The following is a 14515-nucleotide window of genomic DNA, read 5'->3' as shown; positions in this document are numbered from 1 at the left end:
ATGCACTACATTCTCAATCACAGTAGTTCCCTGTACCATAGTGATACCGATATCATATCCTCAAACTTTAGCAACATTATTGATTTATATACATATTATAACGCTAATTTTAAAATTTTCAATGCTTACGATAATTTTCTCCTTCAAGCAAATAAGGCGTGCTCAAAGTTTTCACACGTTCCATAATCCGTTTCGCTTTCATTCGATCAACACCATTTTTCGTATCAGCCAAATGTGTTTCTAATTCATCTAAATTCATATTTGAGCTGAAAAATGTCGGTAGTTCTTGAATCATACGGTAATGCAAAATTGGACCGAGCACCTCATCACGTACCCAAGGCGTCATATCTTCAGCACCTAAATCGTCTAAAAATAATACACGCGCTTCACGAACTTGTTCAATACGTTTTGCTGTCGTTCCATCTTTAAAACCATTTTTTAATGTTCGAATAAATTCTGGCACATAAATAATCATCGAAGGGACTCGATTATTTTTCAACTCGTTCGCAATCGCACCTAAAATAAATGACTTTCCTGTACCGAATTCACCATATAAATAAAAACCTTTGACCGAACGCTTTTCAATAATGGCATCGATTAAATCGTCTAATTGCATTGCTAAATCTAAACGATTGCGTCGCGTCATATAAATATCTTTAATTTTGGCGTTTAACGTATCTGGATGCATATGAAATGACGTAATCATACTTTTCGCATTTTGTTCCTCGTCGTGCCTGATTTTACATGGGCAAGGCTTGTAACGAATTTTGATGTGTTGTTGATCAATATACAATTCCGGAATGTGACCTTTCACGAAATTAGGACAATTTTCATACGTATGTGTCCCATCGTAACGCTTTTGCTGATCTTTATATTCTTGCAAGATGTTCAAATCTTCCTCAATCATTCGATTCGTTACTTCAGATTGGTGTGCAGCTAAAAATGCTTTTACATCTGGATCCGCTAATACTTGCTTTTTAATTTGTTGAATCTTTTGTTCGAAAGCATTGTTACCACCGATGATACTATTAAAGCTTTTCATTAATCTTCACCCGCCCTTCTCTTTTGTTTTAATCTTTTCAAGAACGCTGCACGATCTTTTTCCAATGCTTCTTGATCTTCTTCTTTTTGTTCGTATTCTTCTGGATGTGTCACCCAACGCGGTTGCTTTTCTTTTTTGTTATAAAATGGACCATTTGTGTTTTGAGAATAGCTTTCCATTCGTTTTTGCTTTGATTTTTCCTGGTTTTTTTGAATTTCCATCGCCTTTTCATATGCAGAACGCGCGTCCGTCACACCACTTTTTTTCCACGTTGAAGCAACGGAATAGACATATTTTTCCGGCAAGTTATTATCCGTTTTTTGCATCACATATTGCAATAATATATTGATGACTCCAAAATTAAACCCTTCACGTTGTACTAATTCTTCCACCATGTCTTTTTGATAACGCGGCGGTTCAGAACCTCCATATTCCGTAAGCATGACAATCGGACTCGTTTGATCCATTAAAGCAAACCATTCATCCCAATTCGAGACCGTTTCTTCTTGTGCTTCAGACGTTTGTTCTGAAGCAGTCACTGTCACTTGCGGCTGTAATGATGGTAATTGTTGTTGATGTTCCATTAAATAATAACTTTGTGCTTGTTTACGTAAATCTTTAACGGATAAAGACTGGTCTGCATTGAGCGATTTCAAAATAATCGTTTTCATAACATCAGGCGATAAACGATACAATGTCGCCAATTGCACAATAAGCGATTTTGTCGGTTCTGATAAAATCGTTTGGCTCACATAATGCGTCTGCAACATATCAGCCAACAATTCAAAATCAAACGTCACATCTGTTAAATCAACACCTTGATATTGCGATGCTTTGAGTGCTACATCTGAAGTGGCCGCTTGTTTCTTAGGCACTTTAAAAACATCCGTGAACTTTTTCGTCACATTTGAAAATCCTGCCAAATCGAGTTGTGTAGGCATAAAATGATTTTTCAATGTATGATACCGTTCCTGTCCGACAGCTTCATAAAAATAAATCGACAACATCGGATCATTAAAAAAACGTTCTGCTGTAGGCGGAGGTATGAGTTCATACACAAATTGTGTCGTGTTTTCAGATTGACGGACGAACGTTTTTAACAGGCCAATGCCTTCCAACAAATCTAAAAACTCCCTAAAACGACCGAGGCTTAATTTTAACTCGGACATAATAGTATAATGTGTAAACCCTTGGTCGAATGTAGCAGACTCAAATTGGTTCAAAAATTGGTACACACCGATTGCTTCAGCGCCAATTAACGGTGTGAATAACCGATTTAAAATATCATAGTGCACTGCATGATATTGAAATGGACGCATGACGATAAACCCGTCGTGCGGACTCAACTGATTTTGATACATAAAATGATTCATTCGTTATTCACTCCGCTTGTTTTCTTTCAATATCCCTTGCATAGATTGTAATAATTGATCCACATCTTTAAATTCCCGGTACACAGAAGCAAATCGAACATAAGAGACTTGGTCAACATGCATTAATAAATTCATGACATACTCCCCTATGTCTCTAGAAGACACTTCAGCAATACCTTCTTCACGCAATTTCCATTCAACTTGATTCGTAATTTCTTCCAATTGTTGAAAACGGACTGGTCGCTTTTCACACGAGCGCACTAAGCCATTTAATATTTTTTCTCTATTGAACTGTTCACGTGTACCGTCTTTTTTGACGACGATGAGCGGACTCATTTCTATATGTTCAAAAGTAGTGAAACGTGTACCACAATTGTCACATTCACGTCTTCTTCTAATTGCATTCATATCATCTGCATGTCTCGAATCCACTACTCGAGATTGGGTATGATTGCATTTTGGACATTTCACGACTTTGTCACCTTCTTAGTCATAGTTTTTGTTTCATTATACTATGAAACGACATGATTTCAAAAGTTAGGTGATAACTGACAAGTATCATAGTGTCTTGACTGACAATAAATGGATGCGTTCCATTTGAAACTTTAATATCCAGACATACAAAAAAGTCGATGATTCAATTCTCATCGACTTTTTTGTATTTGATTTATTGTGCGACTGTGCTCGGAATTTGAGCAGCGATTTGTTGTAATACATCGACAACTCTCGTTGAATAACCCCATTCATTGTCATACCATGCGAGTACCTTAACTTTACGATCTCCCATGACGATTGTTGAAGGTGTGTCGACAATTGCTGAATGTGCATCAGTCGTAAAATCATCCGATACTAGTGGTTCATCCGAAATAGCGACAACACCATTCAAATCATTGTCTTTAAATAATTGATTCACTTCTTCTTTAGTCACAGATTGTTTTAAATCGACGACTAGGTCAACGAGTGAAACATTTTTAGTAGGCACCCGTAACGCCATCCCATGCATTTTTCCTTCAAGTTCTGGTAAAACAAGTGCAAGTGCTTTCGCTGCACCTGTTGATGTTGGAATGATGCTTTCAAAAGCTGCACGCGCTCGACGTAAATCTTTGTGCGGATTATCTAAATTGTTTTGGTCATTTGTCACAGCATGTACTGTCGTCATTAAGCCATTTTCGATTCCAAAACGATCATTTAATAATTTTGCAATCGGTGCTAAACAGTTTGTCGTACAAGATGCGTTACTAAAAATGTCATAACGTTCTGTATCGATATCTTGGTCATTGACACCTTTAACAATCGTTTGCACGTCTCCTCCTTTTGAAGGCCCTGTTAAAATCACCTTTTTAGCACCTGCACGAATGTGGGCATCTGCTTTATCGCCATGATTAAATTTACCTGTTGCTTCTACTACGATATCGATATCCAATGCTGCCCATGGTAAATTTTCAGGATTACGATCTGACACAAGTTTAATTTTTTTACCGTTCACTTGAATGCCATCTTCAATCGGTTCAACCGCCTGATTAAAGCGTCCGTGTGTTGTGTCATACTTAATAAGATGCGCAATCGTTTCAGGTGGATAGCTTGCATTAATCGCTACAACCTCAACATCTTCTCTATTTAATGCCACTCTTAAAACCATACGGCCGATACGCCCCAGACCGTTAATCGCAATCTTTGTCGTCATGTTTAAAGCACTCCTTATCAATGTGTTATACTTATAATCAACAGTATATCATAATTGCGATAAAATGAAACCGTTTTCTACTATTATTTTTTGTTATTGTACTTCATCAGCCAAAACAATCATAAAGCGTAAAAAATTCAGGAGCTGAGACAAACGCATGTCTAAGCTCCTGAATTTATATAGATATTTACGTCAGTTATCATCCACTATTCTTCTGAGTCACTATGATAAGCTTCTAAAAATCCTTTGTCTACTAAAATCTGTTCTAAATTTTGTTTTAATTCCAACTTTGAACCTAAATTATCAATGACGACATCCGCCATGCGACTCTTTTTATCAATTGAAATTTGACTATAGATTCTTGCTTTGGCATCTTCTATAGACAAGTCATTACGCGCCATTAATCGATCGAGTTGTATCGGTTCAGACGCATAAACGAGCCAAACTTCATCTACCGTGGCTTCTAAATGATTTTCAAATAACAGTGGAATATCCATAATAACATTATGTCCCTCTGCTAAATATTGGTCACGCTCTTGATTCATCATTTTGCCGACAATAGGATGCACAATCGCATTAAGTTGTTTTCTTTTTTCATCGTCATAAAACACTTGTTGTCCGACAAAGGTACGATTCATTTCGCCATCTTCATTGATCGCTTCATCGCCAAATAGCGCTTGAACTTTTTTTAAACCTTCCGTCCCTTTAGCAACTGCTTTTCTTGCTGCAACATCTGCGTCGACGATTTTAAAACCATGTATTGCGAGTAACTCTGCCACTGTCGATTTTCCAGTAGCAATTCCACCTGTTAATCCAATGACTTTGGGCATAATTTCACCTATCCTAACTTTGGCAATTTGGACAAAAATGTGTATTTCGTCCTGAAATAATAACCGTTTCAATCGCTGTTTCACACGTTGCACAGCGCTTTTGTTTATATACTTTCAAATGATCTTGCATAGTACCTCTTTGACCATCAGCATGTACATAATCTGCCACACTTGTCCCACCATTTAAAATACCCATTTCTAAAACTTTTACTACACTATTAAATAACTTTGTCTTTTCCGCTATTGACAAGTCTTTTACTTTTTTCTCCGGATGAATTTGTGCATCAAACAGCGCTTCACACGCATAAATATTGCCACAACCCGATATCACACGATGATCCAGTATAAAGGGTTTAATCGCTTTGTTTAAATATTTCTTTTCATCACTTTTAGCAAGATAATAGGCTAACGCCTCTTGTTCAAAAGGTTCAGGTGCAATCTCTAAAATTGATGGGTAAGCCTCTAAACTTTCGACATTCCGAATCTCACCAAACCGGCGAATATCTGAATAGACTAATTTAATACCATTTTCTAAATGAAAAACAACTTGCCAATGCTTTCGAAAATTCGGTATCGCAATGTCATCGAGCGATTGCACGACAAAGAATGCACCTGCCATCCCTAAATGAGAAATTAATATACGTTCAATATTCCCATTTTCGATACGAAATAAAATATATTTACTGCGGCGTTGCACATCAGCAATCTCAAAACCGACCGTATACTTCACAAAAGCATCAAGGTCAATCCCTTTAATTATCGTTTCTTTCCCTTCTAACTTGCCGCGTTTGACAGGTTCAGAAAACGTCACATCTATAACCTTTTGGTGCATAATATGCGGCGTAATCCCACGTTTGACATGTTCGACTTCTGGTAATTCTGGCATTGATTGTCATACCTACTTTCTATTTTGCATCATACCACGTTTTCCCATAATCTGATTCTACACTTAATGGGACATCTAATTGTAATGCATGCGCCATAATTTCCTCAACAAATTTGCCGAATTCATCTACTTCATCTTTCGGCACTTCAAAAATCAGTTCATCATGTACTTGTAATAATAACTGAGCTTTAAATGATGTCTTTTGTACTTCACGGTGGAATTGCACCATCGCTAATTTGATAATATCTGCCGCACTTCCTTGAATTGGTGAGTTCATCGCAGTTCGTTCAGCAAATCCACGTAAGTTAAAGTTACGACTCGTAATGTCAGGAATGTAACGACGACGTTTTAATAATGTCTCCACATAACCTTGTTGTTTGGCATCTTGCACAATGTTGTCCATATAATCTTTCACACCTGGAAAATGGTTCAAGTAATCGTCAATGAATCGCTGTGCTTCTTTACGTGTGATACCTAAACTTTGACTGAGTCCATAATCACTAATGCCATAGACGATACCAAAGTTTACTGCTTTTGCTTGACGACGCATTAATGATGTGACTTCATCAGCTGCAACATTAAACACTTTCATCGCTGTTGTGGTATGAACATCTTCATTATCATTAAACGCTTGTTGCAACGTTGGGTCTCCTGTTATATGTGCTAAAACACGTAATTCGATTTGTGAGTAATCCGCCGCAAGAATGACATAATCTTCGTGCGTAGACTTAAACGCTTTACGAATTTTACGCCCCTCTTCTAAACGAATTGGAATATTTTGCAAGTTCGGATCAACAGAAGACAGACGTCCCGTTTGTGCAAGTGTTTGATTAAAACGAGTATGAATGCGACCGTCATCCCAAATCACCTTTTGTAAACCTTCAACATAAGTCGACTGCAATTTCGATAACGTACGATACGTTAAAATGTTGTCGATAATTGGATGAGCATTTTGCAATTTTTCGAGCACATCGACCGCTGTTGAATAACCTGTTTTCGTTTTTTTAATGACGGGCAACTCAAGTTTTTCAAATAAAATGACGCCTAATTGTTTAGGTGAATTAATATTAAATTTTTCACCAGCTTGTTCATGAATTTGTTCTATTAACTGATCCAATTCTGTTTGAATGACTGTTTCCATTTCTTTTAATGTGTCGATGTCAGTATGAATACCGATATATTCCATTTCACTTAAAATGAGCGCGAGTGGTAACTCGATTTCTGAGAGTAATGATGTCTGTTCATGCGCTTCAAGAATCGTCATCATTTGCGGTTGCACAACATGAATCGCGTCTAAAATGGAAGCGATATGTTTATCGAGTATGCCATCTTCAGGTATGTGGAATGATTTGCCTTTACCATAAACCGACACATCATCTTGTACAAACGTTTGATCAAAATGCGTCATGACAGAATGTACATCTTCAATCGTACGTGACGGATCGATAATATAGCTCGCTAACATTGTATCAAAAACGACATTTTCAATGGCGATGTCTGAACGTTTCATCGCAATGTACGTTTTCTTCGCATCATGTACCCATTTTTGCGTCGTTTCATCTTCTAGCCAAGCCACTAACTCTGGATATTCATTGACCTTGTCAAATGGAATCACTACATATTGTTCGCCATCGTATAAACCAAATTTTAACAACTCATCTTTTAGGTAGTTTGGTCCCGCAACTTCTACGTGAATGGCCGCTTCTGACAATTGAGTGAAATCTACTTTTGACATGTTTGTCGTTGGGACAAAATCTCGACTCGCCGTAGCGTTGTCTGCCTCGACATCCATCCCATCAAGCAACTGACGGAATTCTAACGACTTGAACAGTTCGATTTTAGCACTTTCATCCATTTTTTGAGGTAAACGTGTGTCTTCGAGTGATACTGTAATCGGACTATCACAATTAATCGTCGCTAAAGTTTTACTCATTAACGCATCATCACGACTATTTTCAAGCTTTTCTTTTAGCTTTTTACCTGATACTTCCTCAATATGATCATAAACACCTTCAACTGTTCCAAATTGATTTAACAATTTCATCGCTGTTTTTTCACCGACACCTGCCACACCTGGAATATTGTCAGAACTGTCACCCATTAAGCCTTTTAAATCAATAATTTGAGACGGTTTAAGCCCATTATATTTTTCAGCAATAAACTGTGGTGTGTAATGATCGACGTCCGTCACACCTTTTTTCGTATAATAGATCGTCACTTGATCTGTAGCAAGTTGCGTTAAATCTCGGTCCCCTGTAATGATGATTGTTTGCATGCCCGCTTGATCTGCTTCACGACTAAGTGTTCCAATAATGTCATCTGCTTCATAGTTTTCAAGTTCATAACGTTGAATTTGATAGGCATCTATTAATTGGCGAATATATGGGAACTGCTCACTCAATTCAGGTGGCGTTTTTTGACGGCCCCCTTTATAATCTTGATACGTCTCATGTCTAAAGGTCGTTTTTCCAGCGTCGAATGCCACGAGAAAATGCGTTGGTTGTTCTTCTTTGATAATCTTTTCTAACAAACGCGCAAAACCATATACAGCATTTGTATGAATCCCTGCTTTATTTTTTAACAACGGCAATGCATAAAAAGCTCTAAAACTTAAACTATTACCATCAATTAATATAAGTTTGTCCACGTTATTCCCTCCATCGTGATTTGTATCTATTTTATCATAATCCGTATGTATCATGTCGATAAAGCGCGTAACACACACTTCTACTTTATAACAAAAATGGAATGCCTATTGTACCATAGTTGATACGATATAAGACCGGGACATTAAGTTTTCTAATCTAGATCTTTTATGGACTCATATCCATGAATGATGATTATACCGGCGAATAATAAGGTGTAATTGGACATAAAAATGGATGCTATTGATTTTCTTCAATTCATAACTTTACCCTATGTGACTATATTTAATGCCAGATTGTCCAGAAGGCTGAGACGCCAGAGGAGATGTGTGCATACTGCTAACAATCAATTCTTTACTTTAATCATGGTTACTGTTTATCTCAGTAACTGTCTGACTTTTCAATGCATAAGCTTTTGAGAAGTCGAGTCACCCTTGCAGAGGCAGTACGGTGAAATCTTTGTGCCGCATGGGATTACTGTACTGCTCCCAAAATCCAATTCGACATCGATTAAGTATTCTTTTAAATCAAACCGAATTGACTGGTAGGGCCACTCCCTCGTAAAGTGAAGCCATAATGGCAATCAAAAACACAATTCGTAGGGAAGGCAAGTTTAACAAAAATATGGCATCAATAGCATCAAGTTTTTTATGTTCTATACCGATTATAACGAAAAGCGAGAACAGTTTTAACGACTGTGTGTACGTTATCACTGTTCCCGTTTTGTGAACATATTACTCTGGTAACACAACTTTAAATCTCGACCCTTTTCCAAGTTCAGACGCCACTTCGATATTCCCTTGATAAGCTTCGATAATATGTTTCGTAATGGACAAGCCTAACCCTGTGCCACCTGAATCACGACTTCTCGCTTTATCCACACGATAAAATCTTTCAAAAATACGATACTTTTCTTTTTCTCCTATACCGATGCCTTGATCAATCACTTCAATGACTGGATGCTGATTTTCTCGATATACCGCTAATGTGACCGTTCGATTTTCAGGAGAATAGTTGACTGCATTCGTCATTAAATTCACGATAACTTGAGAGATTTTATTTTCGTCAGCCATCGCCGTCACATTTGGCTCTATTTGATCAATCAATTGTATCGACTTTTCATTCGCAAGTGGTTGAATGACTGAAAATGAAGATTTAGCGACATCCGACAAATCAATTAAGTGCTTTTCTAACGTCGTGTTCTGTTCAATTTTCGATAAATCTAATAAATCTTCTACTAGAGATTGAATGCGATTAGATTCTTTTAAGATGATGTTTAAAAACAAATCTAAAGAGGCTTCATCATTTTTCGCACCATCAATAAGTGTTTCGGTAAATCCTTTCATCGATGTTATCGGTGTTTTCAATTCGTGTGACACATTCGCTACAAATTCACTACGTAAGTTTTCCAGTTTCTTCAATTGTGTAATATCATGTAATACGATGACCATCCCTTGTAACGACTTTTTCGTACGCGATAAGATAGGCACACACGATGTATCAAAGAACTTTTGATGAATATGGTTAATTGAAATTTCAACTTGTTTGTACATCGCTTTTTCAGTTCGAAACCCTTCAACGACGAGCTGCTTAATTGTTGGATGTAGATATCGCGCATAATCTTGATTTTCTACATTGGTCGATGCATTGAAAACTTCATAAAACGTCTTATTCGCAATAACAATTTTTCCATTTTTATCAATCATCAATATCGCACTGGGAATATTTTCAAGTGTTGTGACAAGACGATTCCGTTGAATTTTTTGCTCGCTATTCAACTGCTCTAAACGTCGTGCCAACACATTAATTGTCACATACAATTCGCGCAACTCTTTCACACTGCTTTCAGGCAATCTGACATGAAAATTCCCTTCAGTAAGGAGTGACGCAGCGTAGGACACTTCATTGATAGGTTGAATATAAGTTCGATTAATATAACGCACTGTAAAGTAAATCAACGCTAAAATGATCATCCCTACTAATATTAAGTATTTCCAAAATTGAAGTTGGAGTTCATAAACCATATCGAAATGACCTGTGATGAGTATCGTCGTCTCACCTTGTTGATGTCCAAACCAATAATAGCCTTGCTTCCCATCGAGTTGATAAATCGGATTTCTCGTGTTAAGTTGCCGCAAAAGACTATCTTGACGTTCTGCTATCGAAAGTTTCCGCTCCCCTTTAAACTCCGTCGTTTGATCATTTTCAATGATTTTAATATTACTATGATAATGATTGGTGAGTTCTTGAATGTGTTGATTATTTCCCGCTTTATAAAATGCAAGAATTTGTTCAGCATCTTTAAGAAGCGATTTCTTCTCGTATTCAACGGTTTTCGTATAAATACTATTATGTACAATAAAGCCTAATATGAGAAAACTTACAACAGTGATTGTTGTAAGTATGATTAAAAGTTTATGGTAAAATTTAATCATTTATTTAGGACGCTCCAATTTATATCCTAAACCGCGAACTGTTTTAATAAACTGAGGTTGCTTCGGATTTTCTTCTAACTTATCTCGCAAATGACTAATATGTACATCCACAATTCGAGAATCACCTGCAAATTCATAGTTCCACACAGAATTTAACATATGTTCACGCGTTATGACACGACCTTGACGTTCAACTAAGTAAAGTAGCAACTCAAATTCTTTCGGCGTTAACTCTAGCAACTCATCATTGCGGTATACTTCAAAAAAGTCAGGACGAATTCTAATACTACCAATAACAATATCTTCATCCTCTTCTTCTTTTTGTACATGATTCACTAATGATGAACGACGAAGAATGGCTTTCACACGTGCGACTACTTCTCTCGGTGAAAAAGGCTTAGTCATATAATCGTCAGCGCCAAGCTCTAGACCAAGCACACGATCAAATTCATCATCTTTTGCAGTTAACATTAAAATAGGTACTTGGTTTTTATCTGAGCGAATCGTTTTACATACTTCAATGCCATCCTTTTTCGGTAACATCACATCCAATACAATCAAGTCGGGTTTCGTTTCTTTTTCTTTTTGTAACGCTTCCTCTCCATCTTGAGCCACTTCAACGACATAACCTGATTGTTCGAGGTTGTATTTTAGCAAAGTGACAATGGATTGTTCGTCATCAACGACAAGCACTCTTTGAGCCATATATGTACCTCCTTATTATGATTAACTTCATTATACCTTAAAATAGTCTTAAAAATAATATATCTTTTAGCATCTTTACAATAACTTAACTTTCGCGTAAAAAATCAAAGATTCTCATCCCCTCTACAAAACTTAAAAGACACCATTTTGATTTCAACTTTATCCCTCAGAAGTGTCAGCCTTCTGAGAAAATTATCTCAAAACAGCGCATGGATAAGGAAGTGTTTTTGACTATAGACTTTATCCAATGTTTGAATTTCATTCGTGCTTTTAACATAAATAAAGGGCCAGGAAATTCCCGGCCTTTTAATCAACTTATTATAAATTTTTAATCAATTCATCTGCAAATTCTGACGTTTTTACTTCAGTTGCACCTTCCATTAAACGCGCAAAGTCATATGTCACAACTTTTGAAGCAATCGTTTTTTCTACAGAATTAGTAATTAAATCCGCAGCTTCTTGCCAGCCTATGTGTTCTAACAACATCACACCTGAAAGTAATACCGATGAAGGATTCACTTTGTCTAAATCAGCATATTTCGGGGCTGTCCCGTGCGTCGCTTCGAAAATTGCATGACCTGTTTCAGAGTTAATGTTCGCACCTGGTGCAATACCAATGCCACCGACTTGCGCAGCTAATGCATCTGAAATATAGTCACCGTTAAGGTTCATTGTCGCAACAACATCGTGATCAGCTGGACGTGTTAAAATTTGTTGTAAGAAGATGTCTGCAATAGAATCTTTAATAATGATTTTGCCATCTTTCTCAGCTTGATCTTGAATTTTGTTCGCTTCGTCTTTTCCTTTTTCTTCAACTAAACGATCATATTGTTGCCATGTAAATACTTGATCGCCGAACTCATTTTCCGCTAAATCATAACCCCATTGTTTGAACGCACCTTCAGTAAACTTCATAATGTTCCCTTTATGCACAAGTGTTACTGATTTACGGTTATTATCAATTGCATATTGAATGGCTGCACGTACTAAACGCTCTGTCCCTTCTTTAGATACTGGCTTAATACCGATTCCAGAAGTTTCAGGGAAGCGAATATTTTTAGCGCCCATTTCATTTTGTAAGAAATCAATCACTTTTTTAACTTCTTCGCTACCTTCTTTAAATTCGATACCTGCGTAAATGTCTTCAGTATTTTCACGGAAGATGACCATGTCCGTTTGTTCTGGATGTTTCACTGGTGAAGGTACACCTTTAAACCAACGCACTGGACGTAAACAGTTAAATAAGTCTAATTCTTGACGTAGCGCTACGTTTAATGAACGGATACCGCCACCGATTGGCGTTGTTAATGGTCCTTTAATCGCAATTAAATATTCTTTAATTGTGTCTAACGTTTCTGCTGGTAACCATTCACCCGTTTGGTCGTATGCTTTTTGACCGGCTAATACTTCTTTCCAGTCAATTTTTTTCTCACCGGCATAAGCTTTTTCTACGGCAGCATCGATGACACGACTTGCTGCTTTCCAAATATCGGGCCCAATACCGTCGCCGATGATAAATGGTACGATAGGTTGATTTGGAACTTGTAGTCCGCTGTCCGTTTTTACAATCTTTTCACTCATGTTTAATACCTCCGAATTTTGAAACTTTATAATATATAGACTTCATTAGCGTTCTTCAATCGGTACATATTTACGGTTAACATCACCGATATATGTTGCACGAGGACGCATAATTCTATTATCTCTTAATTGTTCTAAGATGTGCGCAGTCCAACCAGATGTACGACTTACCGCAAAAATTGGTGTAAAGAGATCATGATCAATGCCCATACTGTGATATACTGTCGCACTGTAGAAGTCAACGTTAGGTAATAATCCTTTTTCTTCTTTCATGATTTCTGCAATTTTAACAGAAACATCGAACAATTCACTTTGTCCAGTTTCATTAGTGATTTTTTGGCTCATTTCTTTCAAGTATTTCGCACGTGGATCACCATTTTTATACACGCGGTGACCGAAGCCCATTACTTTATCTTTATTTGCAAATGCTTTTTGTAAGTAGCCTTCAACGTTGTCCACTGATCCGATTTCAGTCAACATTTGCATGACGCGTTCGTTTGCACCACCATGTAACGGTCCTTTTAATGATGATACGGCAGCAGTGACACCTGAATACATATCTGATAATGATGACACCGCACAACGCGCTGTAAAAGCAGACGCATTCAATTCGTGATCCGCATGTAAAATCAATGCTTTATTAAAGCCTTCTACCTCAACATCAGTCGGTTTTTCGCCTCTAAGCATATATAAGAAATTTGCTGCATAACTTAAAGCAGGATCAGGCTTAACCGGTTCTTTACCTTCTCTTACTCTTGCAAATGAAGCGACGAGTGATGCGATTTTGGCTTGGATACGAATCGCACGCTCTTGTAATGCTTCTTCATCGTTATCATCGGCATTTTCATCAAAGTGTGCTAAATAAGAAACCGATGTACGTAAAGCCGTCATAGGATGTACTTTATCAGTCGTATATTCTTCAAAATGACTATACATTCTTGGATTTAAAGTCATATACTCAAATAATTTTTCTTTTAATTCTGACAATTCTTTTTTCGTGGGTAATCGATAATTCCACAATAAGAAAACAATCTCTTCAAATTGTGCATTTTCAGTTAAATCATCTATATCGTAGCCCGCATATGTAAGTTGGCTATCGATAATTGAACTGATTTTTGTTTCAGCTGCGATTACCCCTTCTAGACCTCTCATTAATTCTGCCATATGAATTTCCCCTTTACTTTATATTCGTTCTTTGTAATGGCTTTCAATAACTATTATAGCCAATATGATACGTTTTGTGAACTTTTTAAGAACTGACATATGTCAGAATAATCTTATAATAATTGGGTTAAAATGATTTCATTAATTTCTTAAACACTGATATAAAGCGT

General features: G+C 37.0%; 11 protein-coding genes. All 11 read right to left on the bottom strand.

Going from position 1 to position 14515, the window contains the following annotated elements:
- Window positions 1-118 precede the first annotated feature (118 nt).
- Window positions 119-1042 carry a primosomal protein DnaI gene (dnaI, locus tag P3U61_RS05410; protein WP_014613689.1) on the bottom strand — a complete coding sequence of 308 codons (924 nt, stop codon included), beginning with the start codon at window positions 1040-1042 and terminating at the stop codon, window positions 119-121.
- Window positions 1042-2415 (bottom strand): replicative helicase loading/DNA remodeling protein DnaB, encoded by a 1374-nt coding sequence (locus P3U61_RS05405; protein ID WP_015729291.1) that lies wholly within the window; start codon window positions 2413-2415, stop codon window positions 1042-1044. The genes dnaI and P3U61_RS05405 overlap by 1 nt, the downstream gene beginning before the upstream one ends.
- Window positions 2416-2418: 3 nt before the next feature.
- Window positions 2419-2886, bottom strand: coding sequence for a transcriptional regulator NrdR (gene nrdR / locus P3U61_RS05400; protein ID WP_014613687.1), 468 nt, complete (start codon window positions 2884-2886; stop codon window positions 2419-2421).
- A 196-nt stretch (window positions 2887-3082) separates the two neighbouring features.
- Window positions 3083-4099, bottom strand: coding sequence for a glyceraldehyde-3-phosphate dehydrogenase (locus P3U61_RS05395; protein ID WP_037542830.1), 1017 nt, complete (start codon window positions 4097-4099; stop codon window positions 3083-3085).
- A gap of 206 nt (window positions 4100-4305) precedes the next feature.
- On the bottom strand, window positions 4306-4929 hold the full coding sequence (gene coaE / locus P3U61_RS05390) for a dephospho-CoA kinase (RefSeq protein ID WP_014613685.1): 624 nt from the start codon (window positions 4927-4929) through the stop codon (window positions 4306-4308).
- Window positions 4930-4942: 13 nt separating this feature from the next.
- On the bottom strand, window positions 4943-5815 hold the full coding sequence (gene mutM, locus P3U61_RS05385) for a bifunctional DNA-formamidopyrimidine glycosylase/DNA-(apurinic or apyrimidinic site) lyase (protein ID WP_063284416.1): 873 nt from the start codon (window positions 5813-5815) through the stop codon (window positions 4943-4945).
- Window positions 5816-5834: 19 nt separating this feature from the next.
- The gene (polA, locus tag P3U61_RS05380) at window positions 5835-8462 is read right to left on the bottom strand and encodes a DNA polymerase I (protein ID WP_096636515.1); all 2628 of its coding nucleotides are present in this window, start codon (window positions 8460-8462) and stop codon (window positions 5835-5837) included.
- 732 nt (window positions 8463-9194) lie between these two features.
- Window positions 9195-10895, bottom strand: coding sequence for a two-component system histidine kinase PnpS (gene pnpS, locus P3U61_RS05375; RefSeq protein WP_100006546.1), 1701 nt, complete (start codon window positions 10893-10895; stop codon window positions 9195-9197).
- Window positions 10896-11600 (bottom strand): response regulator transcription factor, encoded by a 705-nt coding sequence (locus tag P3U61_RS05370; RefSeq protein WP_070407811.1) that lies wholly within the window; start codon window positions 11598-11600, stop codon window positions 10896-10898.
- A gap of 318 nt (window positions 11601-11918) precedes the next feature.
- Complete coding sequence (icd, locus tag P3U61_RS05365; RefSeq protein WP_014613680.1) at window positions 11919-13181, bottom strand: NADP-dependent isocitrate dehydrogenase; 1263 nt, start codon at window positions 13179-13181, stop codon at window positions 11919-11921.
- Between the two features lie 45 nt (window positions 13182-13226).
- Window positions 13227-14345, bottom strand: a complete 1119-nt coding sequence (locus P3U61_RS05360; RefSeq protein WP_014613679.1) for a citrate synthase — start codon at window positions 14343-14345, stop codon at window positions 13227-13229.
- Window positions 14346-14515 lie beyond the last annotated feature (170 nt).

The organism is Staphylococcus pseudintermedius, from assembly GCF_034042775.1.
Lineage (GTDB): Bacteria > Bacillota > Bacilli > Staphylococcales > Staphylococcaceae > Staphylococcus > Staphylococcus pseudintermedius.
This window is presented reverse-complemented; position numbering and strand designations above follow the sequence as displayed.

Bases quoted from the DNA above. Each gene is read 5' to 3' on its own strand.
- mutM (WP_063284416.1), bottom strand. From the start codon at position 5,815: ATGCCAGAATTACCAGAAGTCGAACATGTCAAACGTGGGATTACGCCG.
- coaE (WP_014613685.1), bottom strand. From the start codon at position 4,929: ATGCCCAAAGTCATTGGATTAACAGGTGGAATTGCTACTGGAAAATCG.
- P3U61_RS05405 (WP_015729291.1), bottom strand. From the start codon at position 2,415: ATGAATCATTTTATGTATCAAAATCAGTTGAGTCCGCACGACGGGTTT.
- pnpS (WP_100006546.1), bottom strand. From the start codon at position 10,895: ATGATTAAATTTTACCATAAACTTTTAATCATACTTACAACAATCACT.
- P3U61_RS05395 (WP_037542830.1), bottom strand. From the start codon at position 4,099: ATGACGACAAAGATTGCGATTAACGGTCTGGGGCGTATCGGCCGTATG.
- dnaI (WP_014613689.1), bottom strand. From the start codon at position 1,042: ATGAAAAGCTTTAATAGTATCATCGGTGGTAACAATGCTTTCGAACAA.
- icd (WP_014613680.1), bottom strand. From the start codon at position 13,181: ATGAGTGAAAAGATTGTAAAAACGGACAGCGGACTACAAGTTCCAAAT.
- P3U61_RS05360 (WP_014613679.1), bottom strand. From the start codon at position 14,345: ATGGCAGAATTAATGAGAGGTCTAGAAGGGGTAATCGCAGCTGAAACA.
- P3U61_RS05370 (WP_070407811.1), bottom strand. From the start codon at position 11,600: ATGGCTCAAAGAGTGCTTGTCGTTGATGACGAACAATCCATTGTCACT.